At 72.7% G+C, this 17480-nt stretch carries 15 protein-coding genes; 10 read left to right on the forward strand and 5 right to left on the reverse strand.

Annotated elements, in window-relative coordinates:
* Positions 1-188 precede the first annotated feature (188 nt).
* The gene (locus ACX6XY_RS28510) at positions 189-866 is read right to left on the reverse strand and encodes a glycerophosphodiester phosphodiesterase (protein ID WP_460336949.1); all 678 of its coding nucleotides are present in this window, start codon (positions 864-866) and stop codon (positions 189-191) included.
* A 35-nt stretch (positions 867-901) separates the two neighbouring features.
* A complete protein-coding gene (locus ACX6XY_RS28515) occupies positions 902-1957 on the reverse strand; it encodes an adenosine deaminase (protein WP_460336952.1) in 1056 nt (351 codons plus the stop codon).
* Between the two features lie 126 nt (positions 1958-2083).
* Here ACX6XY_RS28515 and ACX6XY_RS28520 point away from each other — a divergent pair, with 126 nt between their 5' ends.
* On the forward strand, positions 2084-2794 hold the full coding sequence (locus tag ACX6XY_RS28520) for a DUF4190 domain-containing protein (protein WP_460336955.1): 711 nt from the start codon (positions 2084-2086) through the stop codon (positions 2792-2794).
* Between the two features lie 64 nt (positions 2795-2858).
* Here ACX6XY_RS28520 and ACX6XY_RS28525 read toward each other — a convergent pair whose 3' ends face one another.
* On the reverse strand, positions 2859-3422 hold the full coding sequence (locus ACX6XY_RS28525) for an NADAR family protein (RefSeq protein ID WP_460336957.1): 564 nt from the start codon (positions 3420-3422) through the stop codon (positions 2859-2861).
* Positions 3423-3597: 175 nt separating this feature from the next.
* On the opposite strand from ACX6XY_RS28525, the gene ACX6XY_RS28530 reads away from it, so the two are divergent.
* The 7 genes from ACX6XY_RS28530 (at position 3598) to ACX6XY_RS28560 (ending at position 11481) form a co-directional block, all read left to right on the forward strand.
* On the forward strand, positions 3598-5103 hold the full coding sequence (locus ACX6XY_RS28530) for a gamma-aminobutyraldehyde dehydrogenase (protein WP_460336960.1): 1506 nt from the start codon (positions 3598-3600) through the stop codon (positions 5101-5103).
* Between the two features lie 116 nt (positions 5104-5219).
* Positions 5220-6443 carry a polyamine ABC transporter substrate-binding protein gene (locus ACX6XY_RS28535; RefSeq protein WP_460336989.1) on the forward strand — a complete coding sequence of 408 codons (1224 nt, stop codon included), beginning with the start codon at positions 5220-5222 and terminating at the stop codon, positions 6441-6443.
* Positions 6444-6479: 36 nt separating this feature from the next.
* Positions 6480-7604: an ABC transporter ATP-binding protein gene (locus ACX6XY_RS28540; protein ID WP_460336963.1), complete on the forward strand. Its 1125-nt coding sequence runs from the start codon at positions 6480-6482 to the stop codon at positions 7602-7604.
* Positions 7601-8548: an ABC transporter permease gene (locus ACX6XY_RS28545; RefSeq protein WP_460336966.1), complete on the forward strand. Its 948-nt coding sequence runs from the start codon at positions 7601-7603 to the stop codon at positions 8546-8548. The genes ACX6XY_RS28540 and ACX6XY_RS28545 overlap by 4 nt, the downstream gene beginning before the upstream one ends.
* Positions 8548-9378 (forward strand): ABC transporter permease, encoded by an 831-nt coding sequence (locus ACX6XY_RS28550; RefSeq protein ID WP_460336969.1) that lies wholly within the window; start codon positions 8548-8550, stop codon positions 9376-9378. The genes ACX6XY_RS28545 and ACX6XY_RS28550 overlap by 1 nt, the downstream gene beginning before the upstream one ends.
* 12 nt (positions 9379-9390) lie before the next feature.
* Positions 9391-10818 carry an NAD(P)/FAD-dependent oxidoreductase gene (locus ACX6XY_RS28555; protein WP_460336972.1) on the forward strand — a complete coding sequence of 476 codons (1428 nt, stop codon included), beginning with the start codon at positions 9391-9393 and terminating at the stop codon, positions 10816-10818.
* Positions 10819-11022: 204 nt separating this feature from the next.
* Positions 11023-11481 carry a hypothetical protein gene (locus tag ACX6XY_RS28560; RefSeq protein ID WP_460336975.1) on the forward strand — a complete coding sequence of 153 codons (459 nt, stop codon included), beginning with the start codon at positions 11023-11025 and terminating at the stop codon, positions 11479-11481.
* Here the strand turns inward: ACX6XY_RS28560 and ACX6XY_RS28565 are convergent.
* Positions 11478-12116, reverse strand: coding sequence for a phosphatase PAP2 family protein (locus tag ACX6XY_RS28565; RefSeq protein WP_460336978.1), 639 nt, complete (start codon positions 12114-12116; stop codon positions 11478-11480). The two genes, ACX6XY_RS28560 and ACX6XY_RS28565, sit on opposite strands and share 4 nt — an antisense overlap.
* 231 nt (positions 12117-12347) lie before the next feature.
* On the reverse strand, positions 12348-13682 hold the full coding sequence (gene gabT, locus ACX6XY_RS28570; RefSeq protein WP_460336980.1) for a 4-aminobutyrate--2-oxoglutarate transaminase: 1335 nt from the start codon (positions 13680-13682) through the stop codon (positions 12348-12350).
* Between the two features lie 246 nt (positions 13683-13928).
* Between gabT and ACX6XY_RS28575 the strand changes: the two genes are divergently transcribed.
* On the forward strand, positions 13929-16064 hold the full coding sequence (locus ACX6XY_RS28575) for a type IV secretory system conjugative DNA transfer family protein (protein WP_460336983.1): 2136 nt from the start codon (positions 13929-13931) through the stop codon (positions 16062-16064).
* 91 nt (positions 16065-16155) lie between these two features.
* Positions 16156-17480, forward strand: a 1325-nt coding sequence (locus ACX6XY_RS28580) for a PucR family transcriptional regulator ligand-binding domain-containing protein (RefSeq protein ID WP_460336986.1), incomplete at its 3' end; no start/stop codon positions are given.

Consider the following 17480-nt stretch of genomic DNA (forward strand, 5'->3'; position numbering starts at 1 on the left):
CCCCCCCGCGGGGGGGCCCCCCCCCCCCCCCGGGGGGGGGGGGGGCGGCCGCCCCCCCCCCCCCCCCCCCCCCCCTCCTGCCGCCCCGCCAGCCATCGCCGCTGCTGGTCGTGCCCGCCACCGTACTGGCGCATGCCGTCGCGCGCCGGGTGGTCGCCCGCCGAGGCTGAGCGGGCGCTCGGTCCCGGTCAGGCGCGCAGGGCGTGGAGCGCCGCCACCCGGTTGGTGGTGATGGAGTCGACGCCGAGGCCGAGCAGGCGGCGCATCGAGCGCTTGGTGTCCGGGGTCCAGCACGAGACCAGCAGCCCGTCTTGGTGGACGCGGGTCACGAGGTCCTGGCTCAGCAGACCGAAGCGGTAGTTGAGCCAGCGAGGCCGGATCGCCTCGATCACCTCCGGGCGCGCGGGGGCCAGGGTCTTCCAGGTGAGCGCGATCTCGGCGGCCGGGTCCGCCGCGCGCACCAGGCGCATGGCCGCCGCGCCCGCGCAGTAGTACGCGCGCTCGGCGGCCCCCGCGTCGTGCACGGTGCCGACGACCGTGCGGACGGCCTCGGGCGTCGCGTCCGGCAGGTCGACCATGACCCGGCTGCCGTCCGTCGCGCTCAGGGCCTCCGCGAGGGTGGGCACCCCGCCGCCGGTGAGCCCCCGCAGCTCGGCGGCGGAGAGCCGGTCGAGCGGCCGGTCGTGACCCCACAGCCGCTTCAGCGTGGCGTCGTGCAGCAGGACGGGGACGCCGTCGCGGGTCAGCCGGACATCGACCTCCACGGCGTCCGCGCCGGCGTCGAGCGCGGAGCGCAGCGAGGCCAGGGTGTTCTCACGGACCCGGTAGGGGTCGCCGCGGTGGCCCACGGCGGTCACGGAGCGCATGGGGCCATGGTCGGCGGGGCGGTCTGGCGCGCGACTCACGGGACCTGCCGCGCCGTGCGGGAGGCGCCGGCGTGGGCCTCCGTGTACGCGTCGATCTCGGCCGTGAGCCGAGCCTTGCCCGTGTCGTCGAGGAACGCGGCGTGCACGGCGTTCTTGGCGAGCTCGGCGACGCCGCGCGCGTCGAGGCCGAAGAGGCGGGCCGCGACCAGGTACTCGTTGTTCAGGTCGGTGCCGAACATCGGCGGGTCGTCGGAGTTCACGGTCACCAGGACGCCCGCCGCGGCCATCTCCCTGATCGGGTGCGCGTCGAGGTCGGTGACGGCACGGGTGGCGAGGTTCGACGTGGGGCAGACCTCCAGCGGGATGCGGCGCTCGGCGAGGTGCCTCAGGAGCTCCGGGTCCTGCGGGGCGCTGGTGCCGTGGCCGATGCGCTCGGCGCGCAGCGCGGTCAGCGCGTCCCAGATCGTCTGCGGTCCGGTGGTCTCGCCCGCGTGCGGCACGGAGTGCAGTCCGGCGGCGATCGCCCGGTCGAAGTACGGCTTGAACTGCGGGCGCTCGACGCCGACCTCCGGCCCGCCGAGCCCGAACGAGACCAGGCCGTCGGGGCGCAGCCCCTCGGTGACCGCGAGCCGGGCGGTCACATCGGCCGCCTCGAGACCCGCCTCGCCCGGAATGTCGAAGCACCAGCGCAGCATGACGCCCAGCTCGGCCTCGGCGGCCTTGCGGGCGTCCTCGATCGCGGCCATGAAGGCGTGCGCGTCGATGCCGCGGCGCACCGAGCTGTACGGCGTGACGGTCAGCTCGGCGTAGCGGATGTTCTGCCGGGCCATGTCGCGGGCGACCTCGAAGGTCAGCAGGCGGATGTCCTCCGGGGTGCGCACCAGGTCCACCACGGACAGGTACACCTCGATGAAGTGCGCGAAGTCCGTGAAGGTGAAGTAGTCGGCGAGCGCCTCGGGGTCGGTGGGGACCTTGGAGTCCGGGTGCCGGGCGGCCAGCTCCGCCACGATCCGCGGCGATGCGGAGCCGACATGGTGCACATGCAGCTCGGCCTTGGGCAGCCCGGCGACGAAGGCGTGCAGATCGGTCAACGGGTCCTCCCAGGGAACATGCGCTCGGCTGGTGCGTCACGCGGACGGAATCATCGTATGGGTCTGCTCCCGGCGCGCCAGGCGTGGGCCGTAGCATGACGGGATGTACGTGAAGAGGGGGCGGGTGTGAGCGAGAACCACCAGCGGGAGCCAGCGGAGCCCAAAGCGGCGGCGGGGCCGCCCGAGCGTGACCCGTGGGCGCCGCCCGCGGACCGGACGGAGCGGACGGGACCGCCGGCCCAGGCGGGTCAGGTGCCGCTGGCCAAGCCCGCGCCCGGCGGCCCCGCGCCCTCGGGCTCACCCGCGTACGGCGCGCCCGTGCCGCCCTTCGGTGGGCAGCCCGATGGCCTGCCGCCCGCGGCCGCGGTGCCGCCACCGCCCCTCGCTCCCGACGGTCCGGGACCGGCCCCCGGCCAGGGGCCCGTACCCGGCCAGGGATACGTCCCCGGACCGGGCGGCTATCCGGCCCACGCCCCATACCCGGCCGGGCCCATGCCCGGCTGGCCGTACATCCCCGCGCCGCCCAGCAACGGGATGGGCACCGCCGCGATGGTGCTGGGCATCCTGTCCCTCTGCCTCTTCTGGATGTGGGGCATCGTCTCGATCGTCCTCGGCGTCCTCGCGCTGATCTTCGGCATCCTCGGCCGCAAGAAGGCACGCCAGGGCCTGGCGGACAACGGCGGGGCCGCGCTGTCCGGCATCATCATGGGCCCGGTCGGCATCGTCCTCGGCGCGGCGTTCATCGCACTGATCGTCTGGGCGATCGCCACGGACGAGGACACCGGATCGGAGCCGGATTCCGACGAGTCCTCTTACTCCGTCCAGCTTCAGCGCTGAGCTGCGCCCGCCACCGGCCCCGCCCCCCGCTCTGACTCCCGCCCCGACCTCACCTCACCTCACCTCAACTCCCTCCCGTCCCTCCCGCACGCAGCCGCTCCCGCGCCTCCATCAGCGCGAAGCCCAGCAGGTTGAGCCCCGGCCAGCGCGCCGGGTCCCCGGCCCGTTCATCGTCTTCGGCCAGCCCGATGCCCCACACCCGGTCCAACGGGCTGGCCTCGACCAGCACGCGCTCGCCCGTGCCGAGCAGGAACTCCCGCAGCTCCGGATGCGCCGCGAACTTGTGCACGCTTCCGTCGACCACGACGGCGAACCGCTCCCGCTCCCAGACCGCCTCGTCGAAGCCCGCCACCAGCCGCCCCGCGGTCTTGGCCGCGCCCGGACCGGCCGCCGACAGCACCTCCCGCTCGGCCCGCGCGTCGCCGAAGAGGCGGGCCTTGGCAGCCATCATCCAGTGCTCGGCGGTCGCGTACTCCACGCCGTCGACCGTGAACGGCGCGGGCCACCACTGGCTCAGACAGCTGGCGCCTATCCGCCCGTCCCGGCGCGGCCGATGCCCCCAGAAGTGCAGAAACCTGACCCGCTCGCCCGCGCCGATCCGCGTGGCGAGCCGCGTGATCTGTTCCATGCACGCGAGTCTGGCATGCGCCACTGACACTCCGTCCCTGCTTTTTCGAGGGGACTCGACACCTGGTCGACAGATTCCGTTGCGTAACCAAAAGGCAACAACGGAATCCCTTGTTGGCCGTCTATTGCTCTGTCAGGATCGGCACTCAATTCGAGCTGGAGCTACGGAGAGCGTGATGGGTGACCGTTTCCCGGCGCGGGACCGCTTCGCGGTAGGCGCGCAGTACATCGACGGCGAGCTGCGGCCCGGCACATCGGGTCAGCGCCACAGCGTCGTCGATCCAGCCACCGGCGAGCGGGTGCTGACCTACGACCTCGCGTCCACCGCGGACGTCGACGCCGCCGTGTCCGCCGCGCGCGCCGCCTTCCCCGGCTGGGCGGGCGCGACGCCGGGCGAGCGCTCCGACGCGATGCACCGCTTCGCGGCCCGCCTCACCGAGTGCGCCGAGGACCTCGCGCAGGCCGAGTCGCTGCAGTGCGGCAAACCCATCAAGCTGAGCCGCGAGTTCGACGTCCCCGGCAGCATCGACAACACCGCGTTCTTCGCGGGCGCCGCCCGCCATCTCCAGGGCCAGGCCGCGGGCGAGTACAGCGCCGACCACACCTCGTACGTGCGCCGCGAGCCGATCGGCGTCGTCGGCTCCATCGCGCCCTGGAACTACCCGCTCCAGATGGCCGCGTGGAAGGTGCTGCCCGCCATCGCCGCGGGGAACACCATCGTCCTCAAGCCCGCCGAGCTGACCCCGCTCACCTCCCTGCTGTTCGCCCAGGCCGCGACCGACGCGGGCATCCCGGACGGTGTGGTCAACGTCGTCACCGGCGCGGGCCGGGACACGGGCGAACACCTCGTCGGCCACCCGGACGTGGCGATGACCTCCTTCACCGGCTCGACCGCGGTCGGCAAGCGGGTCGCCGAGATCGCCACCTCCACCGTCAAGCGGCTGCATCTCGAACTCGGCGGCAAGGCCCCGTTCGTGGTCTTCGACGACGCCGACCTCCAGGCCGCGGTGCACGGCGCCGTCGCCGGTGCGCTGATCAACACCGGCCAGGACTGCACCGCCGCCACGCGCGCGTATGTGCAACGCCCGCTCTACGACGCCTTCGTGCAGGGCGTCGCGGACCTGATGGAGACCGTCCGGCTCGGCGACCCCTTCGACGAGTCCACCGACCTCGGCCCGCTCATCTCACACGCCCAGCGCGACCGCGTCGCCGCGTTCGTCGAGCGGGCGCGCGGCTACGCGCGCGTGGTCACCGGCGGCACGGCCCCGGCGGGCGACGGCGCCTACTACCGGCCCACCCTGATCGCCGACGCCGCGCAGGACAGCGAGATCGTCCAGGCCGAGATCTTCGGCCCGGTCCTGGTCGTGCTGCCCTTCGACTCCGACGACGAGGGCATCGGGCTCGCCAACGACACGCCGTACGGCCTGGCCGCGTCCGCCTGGAGCCGCGACGTCTACCGCACCGGACGCGCGACCCGCGAGATCCAGGCGGGCTGCGTCTGGATCAACGACCACATCCCGATCCTCAGCGAGATGCCGCACGGCGGCTACAAGGCCTCCGGCTTCGGCAAGGACATGTCGGCCTACTCGTTCGAGGAGTACACGCAGATCAAGCACGTCATGTACGACAACACCGGGGTCGCCAGAAAGGACTGGCACCGCACGGTCTTCGGCGCCCGCTGAACCCCGGCCCCCCGCTCCCCCCGCACACCCCGCACACCCCGCTCACCCCCCACTCCTTCCCTCCCCCCTCCCAGGAAGGCAGTTCCCCTGTGATACCCACCGATCTCCTCGACGGCATGTCCGAGCCGGTCCGCAAGGCCTGGGAGCGCAGTCTGACCAGCGGCCGGGCCGCCATGTCCCGTCGCCGCCTGCTCCAGGGCACCTCGCTCGCCGCCGGTGGAGCCCTGCTGGCCGCCTGCGGCATCCCCGCCGCCGAAGGCGGCGACGACGGCCAGGACAAGGAGAAGCCGAAGGACCTCTCGGACCAGGACAAGGTCCTCAACTTCGCCAACTGGCCGCTGTACATCGACGTCGACGACGATGACGAGAACAAGCGGCCCACCCTGGACGCCTTCCAGCGGGAGTCCGGTATCAAGGTGAAGTACGTCGAGGACATCAACGACAACAACGAGTTCTACGGCAAGATCAAGCCGCAGCTCGCCGCGGGCCAGGACACCGGCCGCGACCTGATCTGCCTCTCCGACTGGATGGCCGGACGGCTCATCAAGCACGGCTGGGCCCGCCGCCTGAACCCGGCCAACCTGCCCAACGCGGTGGCCAACCTCGAAAACCGCTTCCGCAACGCGGAGCACGACCCCGGCCGCCAGTTCAGCTACCCCTGGGCAGGCACCGCCGCGGTCATCGCGTACAACAAGAAGGCCACCAAGGGCAAGGCCGTCAAGAGCGTCACCCAGCTCCTGGAGGACGACGCGCTCAAGGGCAAGGTGTCGCTGCTCACCGAGATGCACGACACCATGGGCCTGACCCTGCTCGACATGGGCAAGGACTCAGCGGACTTCACCGACGACGACTTCTCCGCCGCCATCGCCAAGATCCAGAAGGCGGTGGACAGCAAGCAGGTACGCCGGTTCACCGGCAACGACTACATGGACGAGCTGAACTCCGGCGACATCGCCGCCTGCGTGGGCTGGGCGGGCGACATCGTGCAGCTCCAGTTCGACAACCCCGACGTGCAGTTCTATCTGCCCGACAACGGCTACCTGTTCGGCACCGACGACCTGCTGGTACCCGCCAAGGCCAAGCACCAGAAGAACGCCGAGCTGCTGATCAACCACTATTACCAGCCGAAGGTCGCGGCCGAACTGGCCGCCTGGGTCAACTACATCTGCCCCGTGGCCGGCGCCAAGGAAGAGCTCGCCAAGATCGATCAGGAGCTCGCCGACGACCCGCTGATCATCCCGGACGCCGAGATGATCGCCAAGGGCCACAACTTCCGGCAGCTCAGCGACAAGGAAGAGACCCGCTACGAGGACCAGTTCGCCAAGCTGATCGGCGCGTGAGACCCGGCGGAAGCCAAGCCCATCTGAGGAACGTTCATGACCATCACCCTGTCCCAGGTCAGCAAGGTCTTCGGTGACTTCACCGCCGTCCACCCGCTGGACCTCACCATCCCCGAGGGTTCCTTCTTCGCCCTCCTCGGCGCCTCCGGCTGCGGCAAGACCACCACCCTGCGCATGATCGCGGGCCTGGAGGACCCGAGCACCGGATCCGTGCGCCTCGGGGACCAGGACATCACCGCGCTGCCCCCGCACAAGCGCCCGGTGAACACCGTCTTCCAGAGCTACGCGCTCTTCCCGCACCTCGACGTGTACGAGAACGTCGCGTTCGGCCTGCGCCGCCAGGGCGTCAAGGACGTGGCCGCCAAGGTCGACGAGATGCTGGACCTGGTACAACTGGGCCCGATGGCCCGCCGCAAGCCCCGCCAGCTCTCCGGCGGTCAGCAGCAGCGCGTCGCCCTCGCCCGCGCCCTGATCAACCGGCCGCAGGTGCTGCTCCTGGACGAGCCGCTCGGCGCGCTCGACCTCAAGCTGCGCCGCCAGATGCAGCTCGAACTCAAGCGCATCCAGACCGAGGTCGGCATCACCTTCGTGCACGTCACCCACGACCAGGAAGAGGCCATGACCATGGCCGACCAGGTCGCGGTCATGTACGGCGGCCGGGTCGAACAACTCGGCGCCCCCGTCGAGCTGTACGAGAACCCGGCCACCACCTTCGTCGCCAACTTCCTCGGCACCTCCAACCTCATCGAGGCCGAGGTCGTCGACGCGAGCGGCGAGACGGCCCTGCTCAGGGCCGCCGACAGCAAGCTCCGGCTGCCCACCGAGCGTGCCCACACCACCCTGCGCACCGGCGACCGGGTACGCGCGGGCGTACGCCCCGAGAAGATCTCCCTGACCCCCGCCGCGGACGAGGCCGCCATCCCCGAAGGCCGCAACCGCGTCCCCGGCACCATCACGGACGCCAGCTTCCTCGGCGTCTCCACGCAGTACCTGGTGGACAGCCCCGTCGGCCCCGAACTGGCCGTCTACGAGCAGAACGTGGAACGCGACTCCCGCCTGGCACCCGGCGCCGACGTCGTCCTGCACTGGAACCCGGCGCACACCTTCGGCCTCGACTCCGCCCAGGCCATCGACGCCGGCACGGGGGAGGACGCCGTATGAGCCCTGCCCTCAAGACCGCCCCACCGCCCTCAGGCGCCGACCCCGCCGACACACCGGACGCCGCCCCCGCCCCCGCCCGCGTACGCCGCCGCCTCACCCCGTACTGGCTGCTGCTGCCCGCCGGGATCTGGCTCGCCGTGTTCTTCGTGGCGCCCCTCTTCTACCAGGCGTCCACCTCGGTCCAGACCGGCTCGCTCGAAGAGGGCTACCGGGTCACCTGGCACTTCGCCACGTACTGGGAGGCGCTCCAGGACTACGGCCCGCACTTCGTCCGGTCCTTCCTGTACGCGGCCGTCGCCACCGCCCTGTGCCTGCTCATCGCCTACCCGCTCGCCTACATGATCGCGTTCCGGGCCGGGCGCTGGCGCGGCATCCTCCTGGTGATGGTCATCGCGCCCTTCTTCACCAGCTTCCTGATCCGCACCCTGGCCTGGAAGTCGATCCTGTCCGACTCAGGGCCCGTCGTCTCCGCGCTGAACAGCCTGCACATCCTGGACGTCACCAGCGCGCTGGGCCTGACCGCCGACGACCGCGTCCTGGCCACCCCGCTCGCGGTGATCTGCGGACTCACCTACAACTTCCTGCCGTTCATGGTGCTGCCGCTGTACAGCTCCCTGGAGCGGATCGACCCCTCACTGCACGAGGCGGCCCGCGACCTGTACGCCAAGCCCGCCACCACCTTCCGCAAGGTGACCTTCCCGCTGTCGCTGCCCGGCGTCGTCGCGGGCACCCTGCTCACCTTCATCCCCGCGTCCGGCGACTACATCAACGCCCAGCTGCTGGGCTCGCCGCGCGAGCAGATGGTCGGCAACGCCATCCAGAAGCAGTTCCTCAACGTCCTCGACTACCCGACCGCGGCCGCCATGTCGTTCCTCCTCATGGCGCTGATCCTGGTCATGGTCACCCTCTACATGCGCCGCGCGGGAACGGAGGACCTGGTCTGATGTCCGCACCCCTGACAGCTCCCCTGACCGCCCCCATCCGCTGGGTGCGCCGCAATCTCGTCGTCATCGCGGGATCGCTCGCCCTGGTCTACATGCTGCTCCCCAACGTCGTGGTGATGCTGTTCTCGTTCAACAAACCGGCGGGACGCTTCAACTACGAGTGGCGCGAGTTCTCCACCGACGCCTGGACCGACCCCTGCGGCGTCGCCGACATGTGCGGCTCGCTCGGCCTGAGCCTGCGGATAGCCGTGGCGGCCACCCTGATCGCCACCGCCTTCGGCACCCTCGCCGCCTTCGCGCTCGGCCGCCACCGCTTCCGCGGCAAGTCCGCCACCCAGGGCCTGGTCTTCCTGCCGATGGCGATGCCCGAGGTCGTGATGGCCGCCTCGCTCGGCACGCTCTTCCTCAACATGCGGGTCTCCTTCGGCTTCACCACGATCCTCATCGCGCACGTCATGTTCTGCCTGAGCTTCGTGATCGTCGCGGTGAAGGCCCGCGTCATGGCGATGGACCCGCGCCTGGAAGAGGCCGCCCGCGACCTGTACGCGGGACCCGCGCAGACCTTCTGGCGGGTCACCCTGCCGCAGGCCGCGCCGGGCATCGCGGCCGGTGCGATGCTGAGCTTCGCGCTGTCCTTCGACGACTTCATCATCACGCAGTTCAACGCGGGCCCATCCACCGTGACCTTCCCGATGTTCGTCTGGGGCGCGGCACAGCGCGGTGTCCCCGTACAGGTCAATGTGATCGGTACGGCGATGTTCCTGATCGCGGTCGGCATCGTGCTCGTCGGCCAGCTGGTCGGCAACCGTCGCAAGAAGCAAGCACTGTAGGGAGTTGAGATCATGGCCCCAAGCGCCATGACCCCCGGTAACCGCTGGACTGCCGCACTCGCCGACGCCCAGCCGCTGGCCTACTGGCTGGACGACCCCGGCAAGCCGCCCGCCGAACCCGCGCTCACCGGCGCCGAGAGCTGCGACCTGCTGGTCGTCGGCGGCGGCTACAGCGGCCTGTGGACCGCCCTCATCGCCAAGGAGCGCGACCCGCGGCGCGACGTCGTCCTCCTCGAAGGCCGCGAGGCAGGCTGGGCCGCCTCCGGCCGCAACGGCGGCTTCTGCGCCGCGTCCCTCACCCACGGCCTCGCCAACGGCCTGGCCCGCTGGCCCGGCGAGATCGAGGAGCTGGAGCGGCTCGGCGCCCGCAACCTCGACGCCATCGAGGAGGCGGTCGCCCGCTACGGCATCGACTGCGACTTCGAACGCACCGGCGAGATCGACGTGGCCACCGAGCCGCACCAGGTCGAGGAACTCCGCGAGGCGCACGCCGAGGCCCAGCGCCTCGGCCTGGACGGCGGCTCCGAGTTCCTGGACGCCGACCAGGTCAGGGCCGAACTCGCGTCCCCCACCTTCCTCGCCGGGATCTGGGACCGCGAGGGCGTCGCCATGCTGCACCCCGCCAAGCTGGCCTGGGGCCTCAAGCGCGCCTGCCAGTCCCTCGGCGTACGGATCTACGAGAACACCCCGGCCACCACGCTCACCCAGCAGGGCGCGGGCATGGGCGTGCGCACCCCGTACGGCCGGGTCCTGGCCCGCCAGGTCGCGCTCGGCACCAACGTCTTCCCCTCCCTGGTCAAGCGGGTACGCCCGTACACCGTCCCGGTCTACGACTACGCGCTGATGACCGAGCCGCTCACCGAGTCCCAGCTCGACTCGATCGGCTGGAAGAACCGCCAGGGCGTCGGCGACAGCGCCAACCAGTTCCACTACTTCCGGATCACCGCCGACCACCGCATCCTGTGGGGCGGCTATGACGCCGTCTATCCCTACGGCGGCAAGGTCCGGGCCGAGTACGACCACCGCCCCGAGACCTACGCCAAGCTCGCGGGCCACTTCTTCCGCTGCTTCCCGCAACTGGAGGGCCTGCGCTTCACCCACGCCTGGGGCGGCGCCATCGACACCTGCTCCCGCTTCTCGGCGTTCTTCGGCACCGCGCACGCCGGGCGAGTGGCCTACGCGGCGGGCTTCACCGGCCTCGGCGTCGGCGCCACCCGCTTCGGCGCGGACGTCATGCTCGACCTGCTCGCGGGCGAGGAGACCGAGCGCACCGCCCTGGAGATGGTCCGCAGCAAGCCGCTGCCCTTCCCGCCGGAGCCCTTCGCCTGGGCCGGGATCTCCCTCACCAAGTGGTCGCTGGCTCGCGCCGACGCCAACGGCGGCCGCCGCAACCCGTGGCTGCGCACCCTGGACCGCCTCGGCCTCGGCTTCGACAGCTGAGCCCCTAGGGCGTGTGTCGGAAGTCCCTTCTGCCCCGCGACGCCCTAGCACGCACCGGCGTACGCCCCGACCAGGCCGGGTGACCCAGTTCACTACCAACAAACAGCGGAAACCCGCGTAAGGACCTAGCCCCAGCCCGCTCTCTCCCGTGAGACACCGCGCATGCGCACCGCGTGCGCGCACACGAGAGAGGGAGGCCAGGCCATGACTGGCTGGGCGGCTAGGTCAGCGGTGGAGTGGTTGGTCGAGGTGGCGCCGGACCCGGAGGCCTGCCGCTGGGAGTGGGAGCGCAACCCGCTCGGGGTCGCGCTGCTCCCCGCGGGCAGGCGCTGGGACGTGCTGATCCTGCCGGGCGAGCTGGGCTATCCGACGCTGGAGGTGCTGAACCGCTGCGTCGACCGTCCGGGCCCGGTGCTCGCCGACTTCGGCGACGCCCGGATGGGCTTCTTCGTCCCGGCGGGCACGTCGGCCCGCTGGGTGGGCACCGGGGTACGAGGGGCGGGCCAGGGCACCTGGATCGTCGTCCCGTACCCCGGCCGGGCGACCGGCGGCGTCCGCTGGCTGATCCCCCCGGACGGCACCGGCACCCTCACCGATCCGGCCCTGCTGGAACTGGCCATGCACGAGGCGGCGGCCCAACTGGCCCACGAGGGTGAGTCCTAGCGCCGCCCCCGCCGAGCAGGGGACCGGCACAGCGGGGCCACCAGCATCACCCCGAGACACCAGCCGCCCACCACGTCCAGCGGCCAGTGGTACCCGCACCGCACCAGACCGACCCCCACTCCCACGACCACCAGCGCACAGCCGACCACCAGTACCCGACGCGACCAGACGCCGCGCAGCCACGGAAGCAGCACAGCGACGGCCGCCCCGTAGGCGACCGCCGCGGTCGTCGTGTGCCCGGACGGAAAGAAGCCCTCGCCCGACGCCTCCATCCCCGGCGGCCCGCCCCGCCCCACGAGCGCCTTCACCGGCGCCACCGCCAGCGGCACCGCCGCCATCGCCAGCGCTCCCGCACCCGGCGCCGCCCACCACCGCCCGGCGCGCTCCCGCCACCCGGCCCAGCCGACCCACCCGAGCGCCACGACCAGCACCGGAACAGCGACCGTCACATGGCCCAGATCGGCCAGGAACTGGGCGAACCCCTCCGGAGGCCGCCCGACCCCGCGCCCGACCTCACGTCCGACCCGCTCGTCGAGCCGACGCACGGGCCCGTCCACCGCGGCCAGCAACCCCACCACGACGAACCCGGCGAACCCGATGCACCCGGCGACCCCGGCGCCCCAGGCCCGCGCCACAGCGAACAGCCCCGGAACACGGGGGGTTCCGGGGCTGTCGCCAGGACCGGTCCGCCGCGCGCCCAAGGGGGAGTGGGGCGAGCGGCCGTCCGACCGGTGAAGGGTGCCAGAACGGATTGGGGGGAGGTCCCTCCTGGCCATCTACGCAGAACCTATGACACGAGACACGACGCCAACAGTCGCACAGACGTCCTCCCATCGCCCCCGCACAGGATCTTCACAGCGGGCGCGTCAGGCGGCCGACGCGATGGCCTCGGCCACCACGTCCAGGCCCTCGTTCAGCAGGTCCTCGCCGATGACCAGCGGCGGCAGGAAGCGCAGCACGTTCCCGTACGTGCCGCAGGTCAGCACGAGCACACCCGCCGCGTGGCAGGCCTTGGCGACCGCGGCGGTCGCCTCCGGGTTCGGGTCCTTCGTACCGGACTTCACCAGCTCGATCGCGATCATCGCGCCGCGTCCGCGGATGTCCCCGACGATGTCGTGCTTCTCCTGGATCTCGGCCAGCCGCCCCTTCATGACCTCCTCGACGCGCTTGGCCTTCGCGTTGAGGTCGAGCTCCTTCATCGTCTCGATGGAGCCGAGCGCACCCGCGCAGGCCACCGGGTTGCCGCCGTAGGTGCCGCCGAGGCCGCCCGCGTGCGCGGCGTCCATGATCTCGGCGCGGCCCGTGACCGCGGCGAGCGGCAGCCCGCCCGCGATGCCCTTCGCCGTGGTGATCAGGTCCGGCACGATGCCCTCGTCCTCACAGGCGAACCACTGGCCCGTACGGCAGAACCCGGACTGGATCTCGTCGGCCACGAAGACGATGCCGTTGTCCTTGGCGAACTGCGCGATCGCGGGCAGGAAGCCCTTGGCGGGCTCGATGAAGCCGCCCTCGCCGAGCACCGGCTCGATGATGATCGCGGCCACGTTCTCCGCGCCGACCTGCTTGCTGATCTGGTCGATCGCCTGCGCGGAGGCCTCGGCGCCGCAGTTGTCCGGGCCGGTCGGCCAGCGGTAGCCGTACGCCACCGGCACCCGGTAGACCTCCGGCGCGAACGGCCCGAAGCCGTTCTTGTACGGCATGTTCTTCGAGGTGAGCGCCATGGTCAGGTTGGTACGCCCGTGGTACCCGTGATCGAACACCACGACGGCCTGCCGCTTGGTGTACGCCCGCGCGATCTTGACGGCGTTCTCGACGGCCTCGGCGCCCGAGTTGAACAGCGCGGACTTCTTCTCGTGCGTACCGGGCGTCAGCGCGGCGAGCTGCTCGCACACCTCGACGTAGCCCTCGTATGGCGTGACCATGAAGCAGGTGTGGGTGAAGTCCGCGAGCTGCGCGGACGCCCGGCGCACCACGGCCTCGGCCGAGGCGCCGACGCTGGTCACGGCGATGCCGGAGCCGAAGTCGATCAGCCGGTTGCCGTCGATGTCCTCGATGACGCCGCCGCCCGCGCGCGCCGTGAACACGGGCAGCACGGAGCCCACGCCGCCCGCGACGGCGGCGGTACGTCGGGCCTGCAGCTCCAGGGACTTCGGGCCGGGGATGGCGGTGACGACGCGGCGCTCCTGCGGGACTGCGCTCATAACGGGCTCCAGGGGGTGGATCGGACACGTTTCTTTCCGCAGGCTAGGGGTGGCAGGGGGGTCCGGGCATGTTCCGTTGGGGAGAAGTACGCGCGTGGCGTTGTCCGGACCGTCCATAGCGCGGGCGTGCACCGTGGCACGCTCCGCCCGGCCGACCGGGCGGGGATCGCTCAACTCCTCGTGCCCACCCACTAGATTGAGCCCCGCACGAGGGAACAGACCGGCAGGTCAGGGGGCAACGGCCAGATGGACACCGACGGCACACACGACACACCTGGCGCGCGGGCGGGCCAAGCGCCGAAGCCGGTGGTGCCGCCGCCGCCCCGGCACGCTCCGGGGAGCGAGGCGACCCCGGCGCCGCCGTTGCCCGACGGTTCCGCCTTCCTGGCCTGGCTGCGCGCCCCTCGCCCGGAGGCGCCGCCGGGCGTCTGGCGGCTCGGGCACACCCCGAGGCCCGAGCGGGAACCCGAGCGGGTGCCCGGCCGTCAGCTGCTCAGCGGAGCGGTGATCTCGTTCCTCGTCGGCTGGCTCATCTGGTCCCTGCTGTACAACAACTACCTCGGCGGCTACTGGCTCTGGCCGCTGCTGGCCCTCACCCCCGAGTCCTGGCGCTCCCTGGACGGCAACAAGCTCGCCTATGTGGTGTCCACGTACACGTACTACGCGATCGTGGCCGGAGGTCTGCTGACGATGGTCGGCCGCCTCGGCCGCTGGCCCGAGATCTGGCGCCGCTACGGCCCTCCCGCCTGGCCCGGAGTGCGTCCGCCCGCCGACCGGACCGTCTCCCCGGTCCCCGAGGAGGACCCCGCCAGCTGGCCGCGGCTCCGCGCCGCCGGAGCCCCCGACGCCGCCGACCGGCTCGCCGCGGACGCCGCCGCCGGTCTGATGCGCGACGTCGATCACGCCAGGATCGACCGCGCCTGGCAGTCCGTGCGCACCGGCCGCCACGCCCTGCCCGACTTCACCCGCGCCGTGCTCAAGGACGGCGCGGCGGCCTGCCTGCACCCTTCGGGCGAGCGCGACCTGCCCGCCCGATCCGCCCGGCACGACCTGATCACCGCGCAGCTCCGCCTCGGCACCACGGCCGACGACGCACGCAACCCGTACCAGTACCGGGGCGCCGGCCTGGCCCTCAGCCCCGAACTGCTGGGCACCTCGCTGCTGGCCGTCGGCCCCTCGGGCTCCGGCAAGACGGACAGCGTCACCCGGCCCCTCGCGGAGGCCCTCTGCCTCCAGGCGCTGGCCGGGAGGGCCGCGGTCGTGGTCGCCGGGGCCGCCGGGGCGGGGCTCGGCCCCGCCGAGAACTACGACGTCGTGGTCCGCGTCGGCCACCCCGACTCCGTCTACGACCTCGACCTGTACGGCGGCAGCGCCGACCCGGACGAGGCCGCGGCCATGCTCGCCGAGGCCCTCGTCGGCGACCTCGCCGACCCGCACCCCGGCGCCGACAGCCGCCGCCCGGCGACCGTACTGGCCCAGCTGCTCGGCCCGTTCCACGCGGCCAACGGCCGCTTCCCCTCCGTGCCCGAGCTGCGCGAACTCCTCGACGGCGCGCCCGGCCCGATGAGCGCGCTGCGCACGGCACTCCAGGACGGCGGCCAGGACGCGATGCTCCGCGAACTGGACGCCCGCGAGCGGCAGACGGGCGCGGCGGGCGACCCCAGCGTGCTCCTCGCCGACCGGATGGCCCTGCTCGACCGCCCCGCCTTCGCGGGGTTCTTCGACACGTCGGGCGCGGGCCGCCCGTTCTCGCTGCGCGCCCTCGACCACCCCGTACGCGTCCGGATCGACCTGCCCGAGCGCGGCCACGCCGACGCCTCGCGCATCCTCGCCCGGCTGCTGCTCGCCCAGTTCACGGCGAGCGCGGCGCACCGCGAGGACCGCTCGCTGTTCGCCTGCCTGGTGCTCGATGACGCCTCACGGACCGTCACCCCCGAGGCGGTACGCGGCATCCAGCGGCTCCGCTCGGCGAACGCGGGCGCCGCCTTGGCCCTGCGCACCCTCGACGACGTCACGGGCCCGCTGCGCGGCGCGCTGCTCGGCGCGATCGGCTGCCGGATGGCGCTGTCCGGGGTGACGCCGTGGGACGGCCAGCAGTTCGCGGAGGTCTGGGGCAAGGAGTGGATCGAGGCCACCGACGTCACCGACCGGCAGATCGTCGCGGACGAGCCGCTCACCAAGGTCTCGCACGCCCTGCGCAAGGTGATCACCGGCAAGGCGCCGACCGCGCGGGCGGTGACCGTACGGCAGGTGGAGCGCGAACGCTGGTCGGCGTCCGAGCTGGCGCACGCGGTGCCGCCGGGGCACGCGGTGCTCTCGCTGACGACCGTACGCGGGGACCACGCGCCCCCGCTCCTGGTGAACCTGCGGGACCGGACCTAACCCCGGCACAGCACCCCTACAGTGAGGCAGAATCGAAGCAGGCCGTTCATACACCCCGGCCAAGAACCGCACTGACCAGCCAGAAGGTCCCATGGCCCCCACGCTCGCGTCCCTTGTCCACCACTCCTCGCTCAAACTCGTGGTACGCGCCGGAGCGGACCGCCTGGACACCCCGGTGCGCTGGGCGCACCCCAGTGAGCTCACCGACCCCGTGCCGTACATGGAGGGCGGCGAGCTGCTCCTGATCACCGCGCTGAAACTGGACGCGGAGGATCCCGAAGCCATGCGCAGCTATGTGCGGCGGCTGGTCGGGGCGGGCGTGGCCGGGCTCGGCTTCGCCGTCGGCGTGAACTACGAGGACGTACCCGAGGCCCTGGTGGACGCGGCCGCCGCCGAGGGGCTGCCGCTGCTGGAGGTGCCCCGCCGCACCCCCTTCCTGGCCATCAGCAAGGCGGTCTCCGCGGCCATCGCCGCGGACCAGTACCGCTCGGTCACCGCGGGCTTCGCGGCGCAGCGCGAGCTGACCCGGCAGGCGCTGTCCGGCGGCCCCGAGGGGCTGCTCGGGGCGCTGGCCGGTCAGGTCGACGGCTGGGCGGCGCTGTACGACGCGGCGGGCGGCGTCGTCGCCGCCGCACCCGAGTGGGCGGCCAGGCGGGCCGCCCGGCTCACCGCGGACGTGGAGCGGCTGCGGGACCGGCCGGTTCCGGCGACCACGGTGGTCAGCGGCGCGGAGGACCGCGTCGAGCTGCACTCGATCGGCACCGGGCGGCGCGCCCGCACCGCGCTGGCCGTCGGCACCGGGGCGCCGCTGGGCACCGCCGAGCGGTACGCCGTGCACTCGGCCATCGCGCTGCTCACGCTCACCACCGAACGCTCCCGCTCGCTGCACGCGGCCGAGCAGCGCCTCGGGGCCGCCGTGCTGCGCATGCTGCTCGCCGGACAGTCCGACCACGCCCGGACCGTCGCCGGTGACCTGTACGGCGGCCTGCTCGACGCCCCCTTCCGCCTGCTCATCGCGGAACTGGCCGCCACCCCCGCCACGCGCGCCGCCGCAGGCGCCCCCGCCCCCCGACGTCCCGGCACAGGCTCGCCCGACGACACGGCACGGGAGACGGCGTCGGCGGCGTCCGCCGAGGCGCGGGCCGGCGTACGGCCGCAGTCCGACGGCCGGGTGAGCGCCGGGACCGGACCCGCGTCGGCGACCGGCAAGGCCCCGCCCACGGAAGCACCGGACGACCCGGCACGGGCCGAGGGCCGGACGGGAAGCGAACCGGCGTCGACGCCAGCAGGCGGACCGGCGAGCGGCGGGGGCACGGCCGCGGGTGCGGGTGCGCCGGACGATGCGGCCCGAGGGGCGGCGCCGGGTGCGCCCGTCCAGGCGCGGTCCGGTGTCCGGGCGCGGGCCGGAGGCCGGGG

This window comes from Streptomyces sp. O3 (genome assembly GCF_054788135.1).